Source organism: Streptomyces sp. NPDC014894, assembly GCF_043080985.1.
Taxonomy (GTDB): domain Bacteria; phylum Actinomycetota; class Actinomycetes; order Streptomycetales; family Streptomycetaceae; genus Streptomyces.
The window spans coordinates 40,985-63,492 of sequence record NZ_JBIBWD010000025.1 but is presented as its reverse complement, the minus strand read 5'-3'; the positions used below and the strand labels follow the sequence as shown (position 1 = coordinate 63,492).

General features: G+C 72.8%; 13 protein-coding genes. 8 read left to right on the top strand and 5 right to left on the bottom strand.

Features of this window, described 5'->3' with window-relative positions; translation table 11 throughout:
• The 3 genes from ACF089_RS34945 to ACF089_RS34935 form a co-directional block, all read left to right on the top strand.
• The coding region (locus ACF089_RS34945) for an alpha/beta fold hydrolase (RefSeq protein WP_392035949.1) at window positions 1–1,263 on the top strand (1,263 nt) is incomplete at its 5' end.
• Between the two features lie 17 nt (window positions 1,264–1,280).
• Window positions 1,281–2,312: a ketoacyl-ACP synthase III family protein gene (locus ACF089_RS34940; RefSeq protein ID WP_392035946.1), complete on the top strand. Its 1,032-nt coding sequence runs from the start codon at window positions 1,281–1,283 to the stop codon at window positions 2,310–2,312.
• Between the two features lie 16 nt (window positions 2,313–2,328).
• Complete coding sequence (locus ACF089_RS34935; RefSeq protein ID WP_392035943.1) at window positions 2,329–9,090, top strand: SDR family NAD(P)-dependent oxidoreductase; 6,762 nt, start codon at window positions 2,329–2,331, stop codon at window positions 9,088–9,090.
• Window positions 9,091–9,226: 136 nt separating this feature from the next.
• On the opposite strand, the gene ACF089_RS34930 is transcribed toward ACF089_RS34935, so the two are convergent.
• Entirely contained in the window at window positions 9,227–9,928 is a 702-nt protein-coding gene (locus ACF089_RS34930) for a LuxR C-terminal-related transcriptional regulator (protein WP_392035940.1), read from the bottom strand.
• Window positions 9,929–10,255: 327 nt separating this feature from the next.
• Here ACF089_RS34930 and ACF089_RS34925 point away from each other — a divergent pair, with 327 nt between their 5' ends.
• On the top strand, window positions 10,256–10,564 hold the full coding sequence (locus tag ACF089_RS34925) for an SDR family oxidoreductase (protein ID WP_392035937.1): 309 nt from the start codon (window positions 10,256–10,258) through the stop codon (window positions 10,562–10,564).
• Window positions 10,558–11,004, top strand: coding sequence for a hypothetical protein (locus tag ACF089_RS34920; RefSeq protein WP_392035934.1), 447 nt, complete (start codon window positions 10,558–10,560; stop codon window positions 11,002–11,004). Before ACF089_RS34925 ends, ACF089_RS34920 begins: the two co-directional genes overlap by 7 nt.
• 43 nt (window positions 11,005–11,047) lie before the next feature.
• On the opposite strand, the gene ACF089_RS34915 is transcribed toward ACF089_RS34920, so the two are convergent.
• Both ACF089_RS34915 and ACF089_RS34910 read right to left on the bottom strand, forming a co-directional pair.
• Complete coding sequence (locus ACF089_RS34915) at window positions 11,048–11,686, bottom strand: LysE family translocator (RefSeq protein WP_392035932.1); 639 nt, start codon at window positions 11,684–11,686, stop codon at window positions 11,048–11,050.
• A 166-nt stretch (window positions 11,687–11,852) separates the two neighbouring features.
• The gene (locus ACF089_RS34910) at window positions 11,853–14,672 is read right to left on the bottom strand and encodes an ABC transporter substrate-binding protein (protein ID WP_392035958.1); all 2,820 of its coding nucleotides are present in this window, start codon (window positions 14,670–14,672) and stop codon (window positions 11,853–11,855) included.
• Window positions 14,673–14,897: 225 nt separating this feature from the next.
• On the opposite strand from ACF089_RS34910, the gene ACF089_RS34905 reads away from it, so the two are divergent.
• Window positions 14,898–15,377 carry a GNAT family N-acetyltransferase gene (locus ACF089_RS34905; protein WP_392035929.1) on the top strand — a complete coding sequence of 160 codons (480 nt, stop codon included), beginning with the start codon at window positions 14,898–14,900 and terminating at the stop codon, window positions 15,375–15,377.
• Window positions 15,378–15,495: 118 nt separating this feature from the next.
• Window positions 15,496–17,358, top strand: a complete 1,863-nt coding sequence (locus ACF089_RS34900; RefSeq protein ID WP_392035926.1) for a protein kinase — start codon at window positions 15,496–15,498, stop codon at window positions 17,356–17,358.
• Between the two features lie 63 nt (window positions 17,359–17,421).
• On the opposite strand, the gene ACF089_RS34895 is transcribed toward ACF089_RS34900, so the two are convergent.
• Window positions 17,422–20,982: a S8 family serine peptidase gene (locus ACF089_RS34895; protein ID WP_392035923.1), complete on the bottom strand. Its 3,561-nt coding sequence runs from the start codon at window positions 20,980–20,982 to the stop codon at window positions 17,422–17,424.
• A gap of 158 nt (window positions 20,983–21,140) precedes the next feature.
• Window positions 21,141–21,713, bottom strand: a complete 573-nt coding sequence (locus ACF089_RS34890) for a MarR family winged helix-turn-helix transcriptional regulator (protein WP_392035920.1) — start codon at window positions 21,711–21,713, stop codon at window positions 21,141–21,143.
• Between the two features lie 66 nt (window positions 21,714–21,779).
• Between ACF089_RS34890 and ACF089_RS34885 the strand changes: the two genes are divergently transcribed.
• Window positions 21,780–22,499: an SDR family NAD(P)-dependent oxidoreductase gene (locus ACF089_RS34885; RefSeq protein WP_392035917.1), complete on the top strand. Its 720-nt coding sequence runs from the start codon at window positions 21,780–21,782 to the stop codon at window positions 22,497–22,499.
• Window positions 22,500–22,508: the final 9 nt, after the last annotated feature.

Genomic DNA, 22,508 nt, shown 5'->3' with positions numbered 1-22,508 from the left:
GTCCGCCGTCGACTGACCCGGGACCTCCCGGACCATATGGTTCCGGCCGCCGTCATCGTCCTCGACCGCCTCCCCCAGACCGTCAACGGAAAACTCGACCGGAGCGCGCTCCCCGCGCCGGACTTCACCGGGATCGTCACCGATGACGCGCCCCGCGACCACCGGGAGGAGACCCTCTGCCGGCTCTTCGCCGAAGTCCTCGCCCTGCCCCGCGTCGGGATCCATGACAGCTTCTTCGAGATCGGCGGCCATTCGCTCCTCGCCACCCGGCTGATCGGCCGTATGGAGACCGCCTTCGGTGTCCGGTACACGATCAGGACCCTGTTCGAGGCCCCGACCGTGGCCGCGCTCGCGGAGCGACTGCATTCCCACGAGGACAAGGACGAGCGTGAGGACGAGACCGGGGATCCGTTCGCCGCGCTGCTGCCCCTGCGCCCGCGCGGAAGCAGGCCCCCCGTCTTCTGCGTCCATCCCGCCGGCGGTCTGAGCTGGTGCTACGCGGGCCTGATGAGCGGACTCGACGCCGGTCACCCGATCTACGGTCTACAGGCGCGCGGCATCTCGGGAGAGGAGGAGCGCCCCGCCCGTCTGGCCGATATGGCCGCCGACTATGTGCACACCCTGCGGTCCGTCCAGCCGAAGGGCCCCTACCACCTCCTCGGCTGGTCCTACGGCGGCGCCGTCGCCCACGCGATGGCCGCCCTCCTGCGGGAACAGGGCGAGGAGGTCGGACTGCTGGCCCTGCTGGACTCCCACCCCCACCCGCCGGTCGCCGGAAGGGTGCCGGAGGAGCGGGAAGTGCTCCAACTGCTGCTGGAGGGCCTCGGCCGCGATCTCGGCCAGGAGGCCGGGGACACACTCGACCTGCCCGCACTCCTGGAGATCGCCCGCGAGCGCGACAGCGCCCTCGCCGGTCTCACCGTCGACCACGCCCTCTCCCTCGCCGACATCGTCATCAACAACATCCGCCTCATCGAGGCCCATGAGCCGCCGGTCTACGACGGCGACGTCCTCTTCTTCACCGCCACTGAGAGCGCTGCTGAGAGCGTCACTGATGGCGCCGCCGAGAGCGCGACCGAGCGCGCCGCCCAGAGCGACGCGCAGAACAGGACGGGCCATGAGGCATGGACCCCCTATGTGAACGGCCGGATCGAGAACCACCCCATCGCCTGCGAGCACGGCGAGATGACGGACCCCGAGCCGCTCCGGGAAATCGGTTCCGTCATCGCCCGGGAAATGTCGCGCCGCGCATCCCGCCCGTAATCCCCCAGGAGGCGTTTGTGAAGCTGGACAATCTGTACATCAGCGGGCTGGGCACCTATCTGCCCGAGCGCATGACCAGTCGCCGCGCTGTCGACATGGGTCTGTACGACGAGATCCTCATGCTCGACTCCGGTGTCACCGGGACCCTGATAGCCGGGGACACCCCACCCGTGGACATGGCGGTCTCCGCCGCCCGCGAGGCCCTGAAACGATCGGGCGCCGAGGCGTCGGCGGTGGATCTGCTGGTGCACTCCTGCGTCATGCGCCAGGGCCCGGAAATGTGGTATCCGGGCGGCTATATCGTCAGGGAACTCGGGGCCGGGAACATTCCCGCCTTCGAGATCCGGCAGGGCTGCAACGGAATGCTCGCCGCGATGGAGCTGGCGGCCGGCCGGCTCAGCCTGGACCCCGAGTGCACCACCGCGCTCCTCACCACCGCGGACAACTTCACCTCGCCCGTCGCCGACCGCTGGCGCGGCTACGGCCCGGGCACGGTGATCGGGGACGCCGGAAGCGCGATGGTGCTCGACACCACCGGCGGGATGGCCCGGGTCCGGTCGGTGAACCACCTGGTCGTCCCCGAGCTGGAGGGGCTCCACCGGGGCGGCGAGCCGCTGTTCGACCCGCACGGCCGGGAGACCATCGACATGGTCGAGCGGGCCCGTCACTTCAGCCGTACGGACCGGCCGCTCGCCGAGGTCAACGAGACCATCGCGAAGTGGCAGGCCGATGTGGTGCTGCGCTCGCTGGACGAGGCCGGAATCGGTGTCGGGGACATCGCCAAGGCCATCTACGTCAATCAGGGCCACTATCTGGTCGCGCAATTCCTGCTCGACCCGCTCGGCATTCCGGAATCCGTGTCGAGCTGGGATTTCGGCCGTACCGTCGGCCATCTCGCGGCGAGCGACCATGTCGTGGCGCTCGACCACTATGTCTCGATGGGCGTGCTCAAGCCCGGAGACCATGTACTGCTCGCGGGCGCGGCGCCCGGCTTCGTGGTCAGCAGCGCCGTGCTGACCATCGACGCGGCCGCTCCCTGGGCCATCTGACAACCGAGGAGTGGACATGGCCGGCAGGAAACGTCGCGAGAACGCCCGGGAATCCGCCGAGAACCGGACCCGGAAGGAAACCGACCACCCGGAGAGCGCCACCGCACCGCCCCCGGCGGCCGGAGCCGCGATCGCCATTGTGGGAATGGCCTGCAGATTCCCCCAGGCAGCCGATCTGACGGAATTCTGGTCGCGGCTGTGCGAAGGACACGACAGCATCGTGGAGGTCCCGCCCAGCCGATTCGACATCGACGCCTATCACGATCCCTGTCCGGGAACGCCCGGAAAGATCGTCAGCAGGTCGGGCGGATTCCTCGACGGCGTGGACGAGTTCGACGCCGACTTCTTCGGCGTCGCGCCGCGCGAGGCCCAGCACATGGATCCCCAGCAGCGGCTGCTCCTGGAGACGACCGCGGCGGCGGTCGCGGACGCCGGCTTCACCCGGGAGCGTCTGACCGCCGGCAGCACCGGGGTCTTCATCGGCTCCCTGGGCCGCAACTACTGGGACACGATGAGCCGCTCGGGCGTCCTGGACATCTACGCCAACGCCGGCACCGCGCCCAGCGTCCTCTCGGGCCGGCTCTCCTACGCCTTCGATCTGCACGGCCCCAGCCTCACCGTCGACACCGCCTGCTCCTCCTCCCTCACCGCCGTCCATCTGGCCTGTCAGAGCCTGCGCAACGGCGAGTCGAACCTCGCGCTGGTCGGCGGCGTGAACCTCATCCTCGTGCCCGAGGAGAGCATCACCTTCTCCAGCGGCAAGATGCTCTCCCCCGACGGCCGGTGCAAGTTCGCCTCGGCGGCCGCCGACGGATTCGTCCGCAGCGAGGGCGTCGGCGTCGTCGTGCTCAAACTCCTGGAGGACGCGATAGCCGACGGGGACGCGATCCGCGCGGTCGTCCTCGGCTCCGCGGCCGTCAACGACGGCCAGGAGGGGGGCGCGATGATGGCCCCCGCGCCGTCCGGTCAGGAGCGCACCCTCAAGGCGGCGTACGCGGACGCCGGGATCCTCCCGTCGCAGGTCGACTACGTGGAGGCGCACGGCACCGGAACCAGCGTCGGCGACCCGGTCGAACTCGGCGCCCTGGCGACCGTCCTGGGCGACGACCGGCCCGCCGACCGCCCGCTGATCGTGGGCTCGGTCAAGACCAACATCGGCCACACCGAGGGCGCCGCCGGCATCGCCGGACTGATCAAGGCCGTGAAGTGCCTGGAGACCGGGGTGATCCCGCCCAGCCTCCACAGCGCCGAACTGACCCCAGTCGTCGACTGGGCGAACACCCCTCTGGTCGTGCCGCAGCGGACCCGGGAATGGCCCCAGGACGAACGGCCGGGCGTCGCCGGCGTCAGCTCCTTCGGCATCTCCGGCACCAATGTGCACATCGTCCTCGGCGCGCACCGCCCGGCCCCGGCCGAGCAGGCCCCCGAGGCCGCCGACGAGCCCGCCCGGCTGCTGAGCCTGTCCTCGCACACCCCGGAGACCCTCCGCCGGATCGCCGCCGACCATCTGCGCCATCTGGAGCCCGGCGGCGCGGGCAGCGGAATCCCCCTCCGGGACATCTGCCACAGCGCCGCCACCCGCCGCGACCGCCACGAGAGCAGGCTCACCGTCGTCGGCTCGACCCACCGGGAGCTGGCGAACCGACTCCAGGCGTTCCTCGCCGACGAGCCCGGCACGCTCACCCGTACCGCCGACGACGTGTACGAGGAACCCTCCCAGGTCGTCTTCGTCTTCCCGGGCCAGGGTTCGCAGTGGACCGGCATGGGACGCGAACTCCACCGGACGCAGCCCGTCTTCCGCGGCGCCCTCGAAGAGTGCGACGCCGCGATCCGCGCCGAGACCGGCTGGTCCGTGATCGACCGGCTGACCGGCGACACCGGCGCGCTCGAAGGCGTCGACGTCATCCAGCCGACGCTGTGGGCCGTCGAGGTCGCCCTCGCCGCGCTCTGGCGCTCCTGGGGCGTCGAACCCGACTACGTCGTCGGCCACAGCATGGGCGAGGCGGCGGCCGCCTGCGTCGCCGGCTCCCTCAGCGTCACGGACGCTGCCGCCGTCATCTGCCGGCGCAGCGCGCTGGCGAAGGAGGTCGCCGGGAACGGAGCCATGGCCTCCGTCGAGCTGGGCGCGGAGGAAGCCGCCCGGGAGCTGGCCCCGTACGCCGGCGCCCTCTCCGTCGCCGCGATCAACGGCCCCACGTCGACCATCCTCTCCGGCGACGCCGGGGCGATGCGCCGACTGCTGACCTCGCTCCAGGAGCGCGGCGTCTTCTGCCGTCTCGTCCAGGTCGACTTCGCCTCGCACGGCCCCCAGGTGGAGCCGCTCCGCGAGCCCCTGCTGCGCGCCCTGCGCGATCTCGCGCCCCGGGCCGGCTCGGTCCCCATGTACTCCACCGTCCTCGCGGAGCCCGTGGACGGCGCCGGTCTCGACGCCGCCTACTGGGCGCGCAACCTCCGGGAGCCGGTCCACTTCGGACCGGTGGTGCAAAAGCTGCTCGCGCAGGGCCCCACCCTGTTCGTCGAGATCAGCCCGCACCCCATCCTCACCCCGGCGATGAGCGAGTACGTCGACCAGTCGGATGGCCGGGGCCTCGCGGTGGGATCCACCCGCCGCAACACCCCCGAACTGGCCGCCCTCCTCGACTCGCTCGCCGTCGTGCACCTGAGCGGACACCCGGTCGACCTCGGCCGGACGTTCGAACCCGGGGCGCGGTACGTACGGCTGCCCGGCCCGGCCTGGCAGCGACAGCGGTACTGGTTCCGTGACCCGGGGACGGCCGGGACGCCCGAGGAGCGCCCCGGGGCCGCGACCGCAGAGGCGCGCCCGGCGCCCGGCGTCCCCGAACCGGCCGCGGCCGCCCATCCGCTGCTGGGCGCGCCGGCGGCGGGCGCCGGCCATGTCTGGGAGGGCCCGCTCGACCTCGGGGCCAACGCCTACCTCCGCGACCACCAGGTGCAGGGCGTCGTCATCGTCCCCGGCACCGCCTACATCGAGATGACGGCGGCGGCCGCCGCCACCGTCTTCGGCACGCCCCCCGTCATCCGCGACGTCACCTACCACGAGGGCATCTTCCTCACCCCCTCCGAGCCCCCGCCCGTCGTCCGCGTCACCCTGCTCCAGGAGCCGGACGGCGCCTGGAGCTTCGAGATCAGCAGCCGCTACAGCGACGAGCCCGGGCACAAGCGCAATGTCACGGGACGGCTCGACCCCGAGGGCGCGGCAGCCGACGCGCCGCCCGCCCGGACCGCGGCGCGCGACCGGGCGCGGGACGAGGGCCGGGAGCTGACCGGCGAGGAGTTCTACCGCCGATTCGCGGCGAAGGGGAACCAGTGGCTGGGCGCCTTCCAGGGCGTCACCCGGCTCTGGCTGCGCGACGGCGAGGCGCTCGCGCACATCGAGGCCCCGGCGCCCGTCCCCGCCGCCGACCCGGTCCACCACTTCCACCCCGCGCTCCTGGACGCCTGCGGTCACACCCTCGCGGCCGCCACCGAGTCCTTCACGACCGAGGGGGAGCACGACGCCTTCGTCCTCGGCGGCATCGACCGCGTCCGGCTGCACCGCCGTCCGCGCGGCCCCGTCTGGAGCCACGCGGTGCGCACCGCCGTACGGCCCGACGCCATCGTCGGCGATGTCCACGTACGCGACGAGGACGGCGTCCTGCTCGCCGAACTCGAAGGCGTACGGCTGCGCTTCCTCGTCCCCAGGAGCGTGCCGGGCGACCCCGCCGACTGGCTCCACGAGGTCGTCTGGCGGCCCGTCGCGCCCCCGGCCCCCGGCGGGCCGCGCACCGGCTTCTGGCTGCTCTTCGCCGACCGGGGGGACACCGCCGACGCCCTCGCGCGCCGGCTCGGCGGCCGCGCGATCGTCGTCACCCCCGGCACGGCCTTCGCCCCCCTGGCGAAGGACCGCTACGAGACCGGCCCCGACGACTGCCGCACCCTGCTCGCCGAGGTGGCCCGGGAGGTCGGCGACAGCGTGTGCGAGGGCATCGTCCACCTCTGGTCGCGGGACGCCCGCGACCCCGGGGCGGCCGGGGCGCCGGCCGCCGAAGCGACGGACACGGCCGCCCGGCTCGGCTGCCACAGCGTGCTGCGCCTGGTGCAGGCGCTGGAGCGCACGCCCTGGTACGCGAGCCGGCTCTGGCTGGTGACCGAGGGCGCCCAGCGGCTCCCCGGCCGCCAGGACGAGATCTCGGTCGGCCAGTCGATGCTGTGGGGGCTCGGCCGCTCACTCATCCAGGAGTACCGCGAGCTGCGCTGTGCCCTCGTCGACCTGCCCCCGGGGGCCGGGGGCAGGGCCGTCGAACCGCTCGCCGCCGAACTGCTCGCCGCCGCCCCGCTCCCCGCCGACGGCGGCGGGGAGAACCAGATCGCGTACCGGGACGGACGGCGGTACGCGGCCCGTCTGGTGCGGCACACCCCGCCCGCGCCCGCCTCCCGCCCGGCCGCCGCGAACGTCCCCCGCCCGGCCGCCGGCCCCGGGGAGCGCCCGGAGCGCTTCGAGGTCCGCAGCCCCACCGCGGGCCTGCTGGACGAGATCGGGCTCGTACCGGTGGAGCAGCGGCGGCCGGGCCCGGGAGAGGTCGAGATCCGGGTGACCCGGGCCGCCCTGAACTACCGGGACGTGCTCACCGCGATGGGCGCGTACCCCGGACTCGGCGAGGGCGCCCGGCTCGGCTGGGAGTGCGCGGGCGTCATCACGGCGCTCGGCGAGGGAGTGGCCGGTCTGCGGGAGGGCGAGGAGGTCGTCGCGCTGGCCGAGGGCGCGCTCGCCAGCCATGTGGTGACCAGCGCCCGACTGGTCGGCCGGATTCCCGCCCGGCTCACCGTCGAGGAGACGCTTACCCTCCCGGCGGCGTACCTCACCGCGTACTACGGCCTGTGCGAGCTGGCGGGGCTGGGCCCCGGCGAGCGGGTCCTGATCCACTCGGCGACCGGCGGAGTGGGCCTGGCGGCGCTCCAGATCGCCCGCTGGCGCGGCGCGGAGATCTTCGCGACGGCCGGCAGTCCGGAGAAGCGCGCCCTGCTGAAGACCCTCGGGGTGAAGCACGTCGCCGACTCCCGGTCGGGGGAGTTCGCCGAGTCGGTGATGGCGGCCACCCGGGGCGAGGGCGTCCATGTCGTCCTCAACTCCCTGGCGGGCGAGGCGATCCCCCTCAGCCTCTCCCTCCTCGCGCCGTACGGCCGCTATGTCGAGCTGAGCAAGAAGGATCTGATCGAGAACAGCTCGATCGGGCTGCTGCCGTTCTCCAAGAACCTGACCTTCCACTCGATGGACCTCGTCGACATGCTCCGGACCCGGCCCCGCCAGGCCGGGGCGCTGCTGGAACGGGTGCTCGAACTGGTCGAGGGCCGGGCGATCGAACCCCTGCCGTACGAGGCGTACGGCGTCGCCGACGCGGAGTCGGCGTTCCGGCGGATGGCGCGGGCCCGGCACATCGGCAAGGTCCTCATCCGCCTGGACGAGACGGCGGAGACCGCCGCGCCCGCGCCGGCCGAACCGGCCGGGATCGCCGCGCCGCTCCCCGCCGTGACCGCGGCCGGCGGTCCGGTCGTCACGGCCGACGCCGCCTATGTGATCGCCGGCGGCCTCGGCGGCATCGGTCTCGAACTGGCCGCATGGCTGGTGGAGCGGGGGGCCCGGCATCTGATCCTGCTCGGACGCAGCCCGCTCGGCGACCGGGTCCGGGAGCTGCGCGAGCTGGAGCGCACCGGAGCCCGGGTCGCGTACCACGCGGTGGACGTGGCCGACGAGGACGCCCTGCGGGCCGTCCTCCAGGAGCACGCGAGCAGCGGACTGCCGCCCGTACGGGGCGTGCTGCACGCCGCCGGGGTGATCGAGCTGGTCTCGGCCGCCGAGACCGAGCCCGGCCGGTTCGACGCCATGGTCCGGCCCAAGGTCACCGGGGCCTGGAATCTGCACCGGCTGCTGGAGCGCGCACCGCTCGACTTCTTCGTGCTCTTCTCCTCGGCCTCGGCCGTCCTGGGCTCGCCCATGCTCGGGGCGTACGCGGCGGCCAACGCCGGTCTCGACGCGCTCGCCCACCACCGGCGCGCCCGGGGTCTGCCGGCGCTCTCGGTCAACTGGGGGTTCTGGTCCTCGGTCGGCATGGTCGCCCGCTACGACGCGGAGCACGAACGCGCCCTCGCGCCCCAGGGGATCGAGAGCTTCACCCCGGAGGAGGGCATCGGGCTGCTGGAGCGCGTGTGGGGGAGCGGGGCGGGGCAGCTCACCGTGCTCGCCGCGGACTGGGAGCGCTGGAGCGCCGCGTATCCCGACGCCGCGCGCGATCCGCTGCTGCGCGAAGTGATCGCCGGTAGGCCGGTCCCGGAGCCGCCGTCCCGACCGGTCGCCGCCGCTGCCGTCGTGGCCGGGGAGAGCGCCGCCGCCCGGGCGGCGGCCGTCACCGTCACGGCCGTCGTGCCGTCTCCGGCGGCCGCGGGCGAGGTCGTGGCCCCGGTTCCCGTACCGGTCTCCGTTCCGGCTTCGGGCGGAGTCTCGGACCCGGTCTCCGTACCGGCTTCGGGCGGCGATCCCGTCACGGTGCGCGGCTTCCTGACCCAGCGGATCGCGAAGGTGCTGGCGCTCCCCGCCGGGCGGCTGAACGCGCGCAAGCCCCTGAACCGTCAGGGGCTCGACTCGCTGATGGCCACCGAGGTGCGCAGCCAGGTTCAGCGTGAGTACGGGGTGATGGTGCCGATGGCGCGGATGCTCGGCGGGCAGAGCCTCACCGATCTGGCGGACTTCATCGCCGACGAACTGGCCGACGACCGCTCCTGAGCGGAGGCCCGGGCGGGGACCGGGACCGGAGACGGAGTCGGAACCGTGTATGCGGCGGGCCCGGGGCGCACCCCCCGGATCCGCCGTGTACGCGCGGTGTCGCAGCCGATCGCGGGACTTCTCTCCCCGGCCGCGGTCATGTTCTTCTCTGGGTTTCCTGACGGGCGGACCGATTCACGATCCCCGCCTCGTAGGCGTAGATCACCGCCTGGACCCGGTCGCGGACATCCAATTTGCTCAGTATTCCCTGCACATGTGATTTGACGGTGGATTCCGCGACCTTGAGCCAGGCCGCGATCTCCGGGTTGGACAGTCCCTGGACCATTAATTCAAAGACATGGCGTTCGCGTTTGGTGAGGGATAAGAGATGCTCCTTGCTGCTGTGGCTGCTCCCCTTGAGGGCCACGGAGGCGCGCGCCAGATTTCCCACGACATCATCTTTTACCGGGGTGTATCCGGCGATGCTGACCCGGATCGCCGCGATGAGCTCGGTGGGGCTGATGCGCCGGTCCAGGACCGTGCATCTGCCGATGCGGAGCAGGTTGACGACCTGATCGCCCGGGAAGGTCGCCAGGAAGATGAGGTAGATGGGTATGCCGCCCTGGGACTGGACGGCGACCTGTTCGGCGATCTTGAGGGTGTGGGCGGAGAACTCGTGATAGCTGCAGAGGATGATGTCCGGTCTGAACTGTTCGGCGGATCTTGGGGCTTCCGAGAGGGCGCTCACTTCTCCGATGACCGATATTTCCCGGTCGTTGTTGAGTATCGCGCTCAGTCCGGCACGTTCCAACTCGTTCTCACAGACGAGAAGTACCTTCACTTTCCCGTGCCCCTTCATTTCATCTCCTCCGTGTCGGCTCCCGGATCGATTTCTCGGCCTTCATTTCTTGTCGAGATTAGTTCGTTCTGTAAGTGGAGTTGACCTTATCTTGACCTGGTGAGGGGGTTCAACAGGGGAATTGGGGAGGTTTGTTGATGTCTAAAAATCGCCGGTTCGATCATGAGGTTCGCAGGCCGGTTGGGGTTGAAAAGCCACGTGATGTGAGGGTCCGGCACCGCCCATGCCCTAACTCGAAAGGGTGAATTATGGCGGTCATTCGAACGGATGCGGGGGCATCGGCGGCCGGGGCCGGCGCGCCCCGGCCCCGGACCGAAGGAGGAGCGGATGATTCTGGTGACGGGTGCGACCGGCGGCATCGGCCGGCATCTGGTGAAGGCGCTCGCGCGGGACGGCGTGCCCTTCCGCGCGCTGGTGCGGAACGAGGCCCGGGGCAGGGAACCGGGCTGCGACTTCACCGTCGGCGACCTCGGCGACCTCGGCGAACCCGCCTCGATCACCGCCGCCCTGGACGGCGTGGACCGGCTGTTCCTCACCAGCGGCGGCGCGCTTCCCGTCGCCGGGCGGCAGCCCATGGTCCGGCAGCAGATCGCGGCCGCCGACCGGCACGGGCGGCCGGAGTCTCGTACGTGGTGAAGATCTCGGCGTGGCGGCCCCGCCCCGAGGCGAAGCTGTCCGTCCGCGCGCACTGGGAGATCGAACGGCATCTGGAGGCGTCCGGTCTCAACTGGTCGACGCTGCGACCCACCGGATACATGCGGAACTTCTTCACCGGCGAGGGCGGCTTCGCCCACGACGAGGCGGTCGCGGGACCGTACGGCACGGTGGCGGTGGCGTACATCGACACCGCTGACGTCGCCGCCTGCGCCGCCGCGCTGCTGACCGGCCCGGCCGGCCCCGGCGAGGCGTATCCGCTCACCGGCCCGGTGGCGTTCGTGGACGATCTGCTGTGGCTCTACGCCGATATGGCGTCCGGCGCGATGTCCGGGGTGACCTCCGCCGTGCAGGAGCTGACCGGACGTCCGCCGCGCGCCTTCGACGACTTCCTGGCCGCGCGGCGGGGGCGCGAGCGCTGAGCCGGGGCGTCGGGCCTTGACGGATCCCGGCGGCCCCGGGCCGCTACGGCTCCCGGCCCGTCGCGGCGACCGTGACGCCGAGGCCGATCATGGTGAGCCCGCCGGCGCCGCCGACGAGGGAGAGCCTGCGGGGGGAGCGGGCGAACCAGCCCCGGGCGGTGGCGGCGGTCAGACCCCACAGGCTGTCGCAGGTCACCGCGATGACATGGAAGACCAGACCGAGCAGCAGCATCTGCGCCGGGACGCTCCCCGCCCCGTGGTCGACGAACTGCGGCAGCACCGCGGCGAAGAACACGATGGTCTTGGGATTGGCCACCCCGACCGCGAACCCCTCCCAGAAGGTGCGCAGACCGCCGCGGGAGGGCGCGTCACCGGTGAACGAGGCGTGCAGCGAACCGCGTTCCCGTACCGCCTTCACCCCCAGATAGACCAGATAGGCGGCGCCCGCCAGCTTCAGCGCCGTGAAGACCAGAACCGATCGCTCCACGATCGCCCCGACTCCCAACGCCACCGCCACGACGAGCACATACCCTCCGGCGGTGTTGCCCGCGACCGTGGTGAGCGCGGCCCGGCGGCCCTGGGACAGGGCCCGCCCGACCACGAACAGCACACTGGGCCCGGGGATCACGATCAGCAGAAAGGACATGGCCGCGAAGGCGAGAAGCCGGTCGGTGGACACCATGGGCTCATCGTAGCCACGGCGGCCGTCTCGCCCGCACTCATTTTCGATACCGGCCGGCCGGCCCGCCCGCCCCGGGCCCGGGCCGCTCGTCCGTCCCGCCCCCGGGCCGCCTACCTGTCCGTGTCCGGACCGCCGACCTGTCCCGTGTCCGGACCGCCCCGGATCCTCACCCCGCGCCGATCGCGCACTCCTTCTCCGTCAGCGGCCTGCTGTCCCCCGCCACCCTGCTGCAGAGCACCCGCGAACGGGACGAGCCGTCCGCCCCGCGCCGCACCTCCTTCAGGGCGACGCTGTGGCCCTTCCGATCCCCGTACAGCGGCGCACCGGTGAAGTCGATGGTGCCCGTCGCCATTCCACCCAGCTTCACCGTCCGCAGATTCACCCAGGTCTCGGAGCGGCTGCGCGAGTCGTCGCGCCGGGTCGCCGCCGAGTACAGGGCCTGGGTCGCGTCGTGCGCCAGGGCCGTCTGACCGCTGGCCAGGACGGGCGTGTCGGGGGACAGCCGCCCGGAGGCGAGCCCGGGAAGGTGCTTCGCGGCGTTCTCGTAGAACTCGGTCATGGCCGCCGCCCGCTCCAGCTCGGCCAGCGCCGCGTGATAGAGCGTCACCTTCGGCGCCACCCCGTCCCCGCCCTGCGAGAAGTTCGCCTTCGACAGATCGTCACCGGTCAGGATGGAGATGCTCTTCCGCGCGCAGCCCGGCTCCGTGCCGATCCGGGTCATCAGCGGACCGACATGCTCCACCCGGCCCGCGAAGTAGATCACGGACGGCACCCGCCCCCGGCGGCAGATCTCCTGGGCGTGCAGCCGGAGTTCCGGCTTGTTCGCCTTCAGGGCGTACTGCCGCTGCGGCAGCATGGCGAAGCCCCGGTCCTCCAGCATCTGCTGTCCGTACTTCGCCTGCTCCTCCGTGTAGAGATCGTCGGTGCCGCGGGTGTTCTGGGTGAGCACCATCGCCCGCTGCTTCCTCTCCGGCGTCCGCAGCTGGGCCGCGATCAGACCCAGCTGATCCACCTGCCACTCGTCGGGCGCGGCCAGGCTGAACCAGTTGCTGAACGAACGCGGCAGATAGGTCGCCGAGTTGGTGCCCGAGACCACGGGCAGCCCGGCGTCCCGCAGGGTCCGTGTGGCGTCCGCGCTGGAGCGCAGATCCCGCCCGTTGCCCACGACGCCCATCACCGTGTCGTCCCCCTCCGCATACGCGGCGACGGCCTCGGCCATCTCCTTCTGGTGCAGCATGTCCACCCCGCCGTTGGCGATCAGGACGCGCAGCCCCACGGAGAAGTTCTCATTGACGACGGACTGGGCCAGATGGACGCCCGCCAGCTCCTCGATTCCCTTGAGCGGAGAGGACCCGCCGCCGGAGTCGGGGCTGAGCGGACCGGCGTAGACCAGCGTCACATAGCCGCCGTCGCGCCGCGCGACCACCTTCTCGTTCTCCGCCCGGATGCTCTGCTCCAGCTGGGCCAGGGTCCAGCCCCCGCGGTCACGCCCGGGCGCCTTTCCGTCCCCGGGCGCCCAGTCGGCGAACCGCACGTCTCCCGTCGCGATCCCTATGCACTCGGTGTCGCCCTCTCGTGTCGTCATGAGCCGCGTGTCGGTGTTGGCGGAGAGCGCCGACGTCGAGCAGTGCCGCTCGTGCAGGGTCTGCGCCCGTACGCCGAGACCCACGGCGAGCAGCACCCCCACCAGCCCCAGCGCGTGGAGCGACCACACCAGACGCGCGGCCGTCGGCCGGGAGACGGCCTTCACACAGTGCCGCTGCCCGTCCACCGGCACCGCCAGCCGGTCACCGGGCAGGGCCACCTTCAGCACCCACGGCAGCTCGGCCAGCTCCCGGCTCGGCGACTGGCCGGCCCGCAGATTCCGCGCCCACTCCTGGTACCAGGTCCACGGCGTGCCGCCCGGCGCCGAGATCACACTGCGCTGGAGCCGCGGCACATCGGCGCCGCGCACCGCCGCCACGATCAGCATCGGATCGAGTTCGCTGCGCCGGCTGCGGACATCGCTGACCGCCTTGATCAGCTCGATCCCGCCGTTCGCCGCGCTCAGACGCGGCAGGAGGAGAACGGGCGGCCGGGGCCGTTTGAAGCCGCGCAGATCCCAGCTCCAGCGGCGGTGGTTGTCGCGCAGATCCTCCAGCAGGGCCAGCACATACAGCTGGAGCTGGAAGTCGCCGCCCGATTTCAGGGCCTCCGCCACGTCGTACGCGCGCGTCGAGATCGCGTGCCAGGAGCGGGCCGGGCGCAGCCGCGAGACATCGGTCGGCCGGCCGCGCGCGGCCGCCCTGAGGAAGGTGGTGGTCATGAACCAGCGGCTCTCCCGGCGCAGCCAGAGGAAGATCGGCGCCCGGCTCGGCAGCACATTGTCGAGCAGCACCAGCAGCACCAGGAACGCGGTGCCCGAGGCCAGCGCCACCGGCCAGTGGGTGCGCGCCAGCAGCGCCGCGAGCACCGCCACCAGACTGGCCGGGAGGATGTGCGCCATGTCGAACATGCGCAGCCCGCTGCGCCAGCGGGCTCCTCCCCTGGGCCGCCAGCGCTGCCGCGCCAGCTGGTCCAGCAGCTGCTGCGCGGGATCGGGCCCGCCGCCCCTGGCCCCGGCCGACGAGAGGGCCTGCGGCCAGTCGGCGTCCAGTTCGCGCACCGCGTCCTCGATGGCCCGTACCAGCCGCAGCCGCGGGAAGGCGTACCGGCGGTAGATCGAGCGCCGGCCGTCCCACCGCCTCGGGTCGCCCAGGTCGCGCACGAGTCCCGCCGCGCGCCGCACCTCGGTCGGGCCCTCCTGCTGTTCGGGGGCGACGGCGCAGCGGGTGCCGTGCGCCTCCTGCCCCGTGTACAGCTCTTCGACCAGCTCGACGACCCGTTCCTCGTCGGCGGCGTCCTCCGCGTGCAGGACGACGACGGGCATGGGCGGTTCACTGGCGCGGAAATCCCTTATCAGGGTCTCCAGCCTCCGCTGGACGTCGATGCCCGCACCCGTCGACATGCCGAGATGCCCGCCCGGGCACTGCGGCGGTTCACGATCGCTGTAGACCACGGCCAACCCCCGTTCATCATGGTCTGGGTTACGACGCTAGCGGCCCCGGTCGCTCTGAGTACCGCAAGTCGGATTTTGGCCCGTCGTGTGTCGCGTATTCCCCGTGAGCGTCGCTCCCACCCGGGACGGGCGGACCCGCGGCGGCGCCGGGGCGGTGTGGCAGACTCGGGCACCGTGATCGTTCAAGACGCTGCCCCGGAAGACTGGCCGGCCGTCTGGCCGTTCTGGCGGAAGATCGTCGCGGCGGGGGACACCTACACCTGGGATCCGGACACCTCCGAGGAGTCGGCCCGGGCGCTCTGGACGGCCCCCGGCAACCGGGTGTTCGTCGCCCGGGACGACGACGGGATCACCGGCTCCGCCGTGCTGCGCGCCAACTACGGCGGTCCGGCGGCCCGGATCGCCAACGCGGCCTTCATGGTCGACCCCGAGCGCACCGGCCGGGGCGTCGGCCGCGCGCTGGCCGAGCACGTGCTGGCGGAGGCGCGCCGCGAGGGCTACACCGGCATGGTGTTCAACGCGGTCGTCGAGACCAACCCCGCGGTGCGGCTGTGGACCTCGCTCGGCTTCCGGATCCTCGGCACCGTCCCCGCCGCGTACGACCATCCCGAGCACGGGCCCGTGGGCCTGCACATCATGTACCGGGACCTGTAGAGCGGGCCCCGCCCCTCGTTCAGGTGCTGTCTTCCCGACTCGGGTCCCCCTGTGCTACGGCTGGAGTACGCTCCGGCCCCATGCGAACGACTGGCGGCCTGGGAACGGCGCGGCACCGGTGATCGGCGAGGGGTACGTCGTCGACGGGCGCTACCGTCTGCTGGAGCGGATCGGCGCGGGCGGCATGGGAGTCGTCTGGCGCGCGCTGGACACGCTGCTGGAGCGGGAAGTGGCGCTCAAGTGCGCCCGGGTGACGGACGAGCGGGACGCGCGGCGGCTCAGACGCGAGGCGCGCAACGCCGCGCGGTTCCACCACGCCAACATCGTCGGCGTCCTGACCTTCGTCGCCGAGGGGACGGTGTGCTGGATCGTCATGGAGTATCTGCCCTCGCGGAGTCTGAAGCAGCTGATGACCGAGCGCGGCAGGCTCAGGCCCGAGGTCGCCGGAGCGATCGGCTGTCAGATCGCCGAGGCGCTGGCCGTGTCGCACCGCGCGGGGGTGGTGCACGGGGACGTGACCCCGGAGAACATCCTCGTCACCGCCGACGGCGTCGCCAAGCTGACGGACTTCGGGATCTCCCGCGCGATGTGGACCGAGACCACCCAGAGCGGCGGGGTGCGCGGCAAGCCCCGCTATCTGCCGCCCGAGGTGGCGCGCGGGAAGTCGCCCGACCACAAGGCGGACGTGTTCTCGCTGGGCGCGTCGCTGTACGCCGCCGTCGAGGGCCGGTCGCCGTACGGGGACGCCGAGCACGCCCTCGCCTATCTGAGCAGGGCCGCGGCGGGCCGGATCGAGCCGGCCCGCCGGTGCGGTCCGCTCGGCGGTCCGCTGGCGGCGATGCTGATGGCCGACCCGCGCCGCCGCCCGAGCGCGGCGAAGGCCCGACTGGCGCTGACCGAGGCGACCCCGCCTCCCCTGCACGTCCTGTCCCGGATGGGGGAGCGCCGGTCCGGCCTCCGCTCCCGGCTGCGGCCCGCGGTGCCCTGGTGGCGGGGAGGCCCGCGCGGAGCGGCCGCCACGGGGACGGTGACCGCCCTGGCGCTGATCGCGGCGGTCGCCGTCCTCGGACCGTGGGACTGGGGGGACGACGACGACGGCGGCGCCGGGGCGAAGGCGCCCGCCCCCGGCCCGACGGCCGCGCTGGTCGACGCCCCCCGGGCCGATCCCTGCGCACTCCTGGACCCCCGCGTGCTCGCCCGCCACGGCCATGCCGAACTCGACGACGACTACGGTGAGTTCGACCGGTGCGATGTGCTGATCAGCGAGGATCGCGGCGGCGAGGAGATCGTCGACGTCCAGCTCAACTTCTCCGGCGACCGGGCCGAATTCGGCTCAGGAGTCCGTACGGAGCAGATCGGCCGGGTGGCCGTGTCCGCGATGCCCGGTGACGCGGAGGGGTGCGAGCGCAATCTCCGGCTCGCCGACGGCCATGAGATCTGGATCTCGGCGGAGCGGCTGGGCGGCTCCGCACCCGATCTGTGCGCGATCGTCCGGACCGCGACCGGCCACGCGGTCTCGATCCTCAACCGGGGGGCCGCGCCGCAGCGGCAGGCTCCCTTCACCAAGGAGTCCCTGGCCCGTCTCGACGCCTGCGGGATGCTGGACGCGGCCGCGCTCGGCTCGGTGAAGGGGATCGCCGGGTGGCGGCCGCCGGACCGCGACTTCGCCGGCTGGAAGTGCGACTGGCGGAGCACCGGCGACGACATGGAGGTGAGTGTGACCTTCAGCCGGGACAACACCCTGGCGGACAACGGCCGGCCGGTCGTCATCGGCGGCCGGCGGGCCCGTGTCGCCCCCGAGGACCACGGCGACGACACCTGTGTGGTGCGCACCCCGCACCGCGACTACGCCAACTCCTCCGGCGACACCACCGTCGAGCTGGTGCTCCTCGCCGTCTGGGGCGAGCGTTCGCCGAACGAACTGTGCGCGGCGGCCGAGGCGCTGTCCCGCGCGGCGGCGGCGAAGCTGCCGAAGGCGTGACCGGGCGGAGCCGGGGCGGGTCCGTGCCGTCCGCGCGACGGCACGGACCCGCCCCGGCCGGTGTCAGCCCCGGTCGGGACGCTCGGTCACCCGGAGGGTGTTGAGCAGGGGTTTCCCATAGCCGTTGTGCGCGACGAACCGCACATTCAGCGTTCCGTCGGTCACGGTGACCTGATAGGTGCGCTGAACCGCCGCGTACGACCCCGCCTCCAGCGCGATGTCCAGCGAGGGCAGCACCTCGGTCCCCTCCGCCAGCACGTCGAAGACCCGCTTGTTGGGCCGGGCGGACGACACCTCGGCGAAGCCCAGCTCCACCGTGTAGACGCCGTTCGGCACCTGGTCGAAGCGGTACTCGTACATCCCCTCACGGGCCGTGCGGAAGAGCGCCTGGTCGTCCGTGCCGGAGATGGCGCGCCCGGTGGACCTGACCGAGGAGGTCCCCTGGTACCCGTGGGAGCCGGCGCCGTACTTGCGGTCCGGCGACCAGGTGTCGCCGAGGACGTCGACCCGCTCCGAGGACGCGCCGCTGTCCAGGGCGGTCTGGTAGCGCGGTACGACGATCTTGACGGGCACGGTCAGCACGGGGGTGCGCCCGCTCTGGGACTCGATCCGGACGTCGGCGGTGAGCACCGTGCCCGGCGCGAGGCCCGCCGTGTCGACCGAGAGGGTCAGCGGCTGCTTCTGCCCGGTCGCCAGCTCACCGGCGGTGGGGCTGACGGTCAGCCAGGACGCCTCCTCGGCGACGGTGAACGGGGTGCCGAAGCCCGGGTTGGTCAGCTCCAGGGTGCGGGTGCGCCGCTGCTCGCCGGGGGCCACGACGTCGACGGAGCTTCGGGCGGCGGTCACTCGTCCGGTCTTCAGCGACCCGGTGTACGGGGACACGGCGTCGGGCTCGACCCGTACGGCGGTCTCCGCCCGCTGGTAGGCGGGGGCGGTGAGGGCCACCGCGTGGTCGCCGGCCGGGGCCTGGGCCGCGTAGCCGCCGTCGGACGCGGTGGTGGTGGTCACCGCCGTCGCCCCCGATCCGACCGTGACCGTCGCGCCCGCGACGCCCTTGCCGTCATTGGCGTCGAGCACCCGGCCGTGCACCACGCCGCTCTTCGTGGTGCGGAAGGACACCGAGAGCCCGTCGCTGAGCACCGGCGTGTTGTACGAGTACGAGAAGGCGTCGGTCCCGGTCGCGTTCTCCACCCCGACGGTCGCGCTCGACCCGGCCTTGAGACCGACCCCGGTGGTGCCCTTGTAGTGGTACGAGACCCGGCCGTCCTCGCCGATGGCGGCGGCGAAGGTGAACCGGTCGGACTGCGCGGACCAGTGGACCGCGTTGCGCCACTCCACGATGTACGCGCGGTGCGGGGCGGTGCCCACGACCCCGGTGAAGACGCCCGCGCCCTCCCCGCTCAGCAGCAGATCGTCCCAGAACGGGTAGAGGGCCGCGTTGGGCGTGCTCGCGCTGGGGATCTGGCCGTTGGTGTCGCCGGTGTGCGCGCCGCCGAAGCTCAGGGTGCCGTTGGTGCCCACCCAGGCCGCGGCGTAGCTCTTGCCGTACAGCGGCACGGGGAAGGGCAGTTCCACCCGCTCGGTGGCGTCGTCGCCGGTCAGGGCCAGCTTGCGGTCGCCGACGGGCTGGCTCCGGGAGCCCGTCGCGCAGGCGTGGCCGTAGGAGTCGGTGCGCTCGGGCAGGATCACCGCGGCGGTGGTGTCGCCGGCGACCGTGATCCGGACGCCGCCCGCGGTGACGCAGCGGGACGGATGGGTGGCGCGGATCTCGTACTCGCCGTGGGGGAGCGTCACCTCGAACCGGCCGTCGGCGTCCGCCGTGGCGGTCACCGGGGTGCCGGTCACGGTGACGGAGGCCGCCGACGCGGGCCCGGAGCCGGCCGAGACGGTGCCCGTGACCTTCCCGGACGCCGCCTGGGCGAGGGTGACGTCCCGGGTGGCGGCGGCCCCTTCGGTCACGGTGGCCGCGGCCGTCGCCCTGCCGTAGCCGAACTTGGTGACGGACAGGGTGTAGTCGCCCACCGAGAGGGAGGCGAAGGAGTAGGTGCCGTCGGCGGCCGTCAGCGCGGTGCGGCTGATCGGCCCGTCGGCGGCGACCTGGGCGCCGGCGACGGGAACGCCGCCGGAGGTGACCGTGCCCGTGAGGGAGCCGACCGGGCCGCGCGGAGCGCCCTCGACGGCGGCGAGCGCGTCGAGCCTGCCCTCGCCGAAGACGTTGTTGTCGGCCGGGGTGCCGCCGCAGGACGTGCTGTCCACGTCCACGGCGGTCTGGTCGAGCAGCTGCTCGGTCTGGACGATGTTCCCGTGGAGCGCCGGGGCCGCCGACCAGATCAGCGCCACGGTGGCGGCGGTGTGCGGGGAGGCCATCGAGGTTCCGGAGAGCGCGCCGTACCCGCCGTTCCGGATCGCGGAGCGGACATTGGAGCCGGGAGCGGCGATGTTCGGTTTGATGCCGCCCTCGTCGCCCGCGCCCCGCGAGGAGAAGCTGGCGATGGCGTTGGCGCTGTCGAAGGCGCCGGAGCTGTAGGAGGCCACGTAGTCGCCGGGCGATCCGCTGGTGGCGCAGCCGGGGCCGCCGTTGCCGTTGGAGAAGGCCGGGAAGATTCCGGCGGCGCGCCAGGAGTTGACGACGTCCTTGTACCAGGGGGTGTGCGCCGAGCTGCCCCAGGAGTTGTTGACGATGTCGGGCGCGAGATCGGGGCGGGGGTTCTGGCCGTTGCGGTCGGTGGGCGCGAGGACCCACTGGCCGGAGGCGAGCAGCGACGCCTGGGAGCAGGAGCTGGACTCACAGCCCTTCGCGGCGATCCACCTGGCCCCCGGGGCCACGCCGATCTTGTTCTCCGCGCCGTCGTCGCCGACCATCGTGCCCATGGTGTGGGTGCCGTGGTTGTTGTTGTCGCAGGGGGCCGCGGTGGGGCAGACCGCCGCGGGGTCGAACCAGTTGTAGTCGTGGCTCAGGCTGCCGTCGGCCGCCCGGCCCCGGTACTGATCGTCGACGGCGGGGTGCGCGACGTCGACGCCGGTGTCGATGTTCGCCACGACGACGCCCTCGCCGCGCACTCCGAGCCGGTTCCAGACCTCGGGGGCCTTGATCCGGTCGATGTTCCACTCGACCGCGTTGACGGTGTGCTCCCGGGCGCCCTCGACCGGCCGGGGGAGCGGGATGCGTTCGTCGGCGCCGATCCGTTCGACCTCGGGCCGCTGGGCGACGCTGTTCGCCACCTTGGCGTCGCCCACCACCCGGACGGCGTTGACGATCCAGTACGGGGTGGCCTCGGCGCGTGCGCCCTCCAGGGCCTTGAGAAGATCGGCCTGGGTGCGCCGGGCGTGGTCGCGCTGGGCTTCGTAGACCGCCTTGGTCCTGGCCTTCTTGGTCTTCTCGCGGGAGGCGGCGGTCAGATCGGCGGCGCTGTCGAGATAGACCCAGAAGGCGGTCTTGCCCTCCGCCAGCTCCGCCTTGAGCCGGGGTTCCAGCTTGCGGTCGGCCGCGGTGGGCCGGTCGGCGGGGGCGGGCGCCGCGAGCGCCGTCCCTCCGCCGAGGGGTAAGAGAACGAGCGCGGTCAGGGCCGCGCAGGCCGAACGCAGGGATCTGGTCCGGCCGGTCCGTCTGCTCCGTGGTGCCACGATGTCTCCTCTGGCGCTGGCGGCGGGCGCGCGCCCGCCGGTGGACGTGCAGGAAACGTGCGTGGTTCAGGTGCGGCTCATCCCGTCATTTGCCATGGACGGGTCAAGAACTGCCGTCATGGTCGTTCAGTGTGCAGCGTGGGACAAGAGGGCCTCGCTCACTCGTGCCCCACATGGGAGACCCCGTCGTCGCCGAGACGGCGCTGCACATCGGCGAGCAGCGCCCCGAGCAGTGCGGTCAGCAGACGCTGCTGTTCGGGGCCGAGACCGCCGATCAGCTCGGCCTCGCGCCCCAGCACCCGGTCCACGGTCGACTCGACCAGCTCGTGTCCGGCCGGGGTGAGGGACACCTGAACGGTACGGGGACGGCCCGCGCCCGGTCGCCGCTCGACCAGGCCCTCGCGCTCGGCGCGGGCCACCCGCTGGGAGATCGCCCCCGCCGTGACCAGGGACCGCCGCCCCAGCTCACGGGTGCTGAGGGTGTACGGGGGGCCGCCGCGGCGCAGCACGCTCAGCAGGTCCAGGGTGGCGGCGTCCAGCCCCGCGTCCGCCAGCGCCCGGCGCCGGTCGTCGCCGAAGAGCTTCGCCAGCTGCCACAGGGGGGTGACGATCCCGATCGAGGACACGGGGGTGCCCGGACGCTCGCGCTCCCAGGCCGCGGCGATGTCCGCCGCGGTGTCCGGCCGGTCCCCGGCGGTGCCGTCCTGGTGCGCGCCCGTCGTGGCGTCCATGGCGTCGGTCCTCTCCCCAGTGTTACGTTTAGAGCTAAATTTAGACCTGAACGAGGAGTCCACCCTATGTCACGCACCATCCTGGTCACCGGCGGCGGCACCGGAATCGGCCGCGCGGTCGTCGAGCGCTTCACCGAGGAGGGCGACACGGTCTACGTCACCGGCCGCCGGTCCGCCCCGCTCGACGCGCTCGCCGAGGCCACCGGCGCGCGGCCCGCGGTGTGCGACCACACCGACCCCAAGGCGCTCGCCGGACTGCTCGACCGGCTGCCCGCCGCCGTGGACGTGCTCGTCAACAACGCGGGCGGGAACACCGACTTCGACGCCGACGGCCGGACGGACCTGGCCTCCTACGCCCGGGACTTCCGCGCCAACCTCGACGCCAATCTCGTCGGCGCCGCACTGACCACCAAGGCGCTGGAGGAGCGGCTCGCCCCGGGCGGCGCGGTCGTCCACATCGGGTCGATCGCCGCCGACCAGGGCGCGGGCTCCTACGGCGCGGCCAAGGCCGGACTCGCCGCGTGGAATCTCGATCTGGCCGCCGTGCTCGGCCCCCGCGACATCACCGCCAACGTCGTGTCGCCCGGCTATGTGGCCGACACCGAGTTCTTCCGGGACGTGCTGGACGAGGCCCGGCGCGAGCGGCTCGTCGCCGCCACCGCGCTCGGCAGGGCGGGCGCGCCGGCCGACATCGCGGGGGCGGTCCTCTTCCTCGCGTCGCCCGCCGCGCGCCACATCACCGGTCAGGTGCTCCAGGTGAACGGGGGCGCGTACCGGACCCGCTGAAGCGCCCGC

What these genes read in the sequence shown, in the direction of transcription:
- ACF089_RS34935 (WP_392035943.1), top strand. Translation starts at nt 2,329, where the DNA reads ATGGCCGGCAGGAAACGTCGCGAGAACGCCCGGGAATCCGCCGAGAAC.
- ACF089_RS34930 (WP_392035940.1), bottom strand. Translation starts at nt 9,928, where the DNA reads ATGAAGGGGCACGGGAAAGTGAAGGTACTTCTCGTCTGTGAGAACGAG.
- ACF089_RS34925 (WP_392035937.1), top strand. Translation starts at nt 10,256, where the DNA reads ATGATTCTGGTGACGGGTGCGACCGGCGGCATCGGCCGGCATCTGGTG.
- ACF089_RS34915 (WP_392035932.1), bottom strand. Translation starts at nt 11,686, where the DNA reads ATGGTGTCCACCGACCGGCTTCTCGCCTTCGCGGCCATGTCCTTTCTG.
- ACF089_RS34910 (WP_392035958.1), bottom strand. Translation starts at nt 14,672, where the DNA reads ATGTCGACGGGTGCGGGCATCGACGTCCAGCGGAGGCTGGAGACCCTG.
- ACF089_RS34890 (WP_392035920.1), bottom strand. Translation starts at nt 21,713, where the DNA reads ATGGACGCCACGACGGGCGCGCACCAGGACGGCACCGCCGGGGACCGG.
- ACF089_RS34885 (WP_392035917.1), top strand. Translation starts at nt 21,780, where the DNA reads ATGTCACGCACCATCCTGGTCACCGGCGGCGGCACCGGAATCGGCCGC.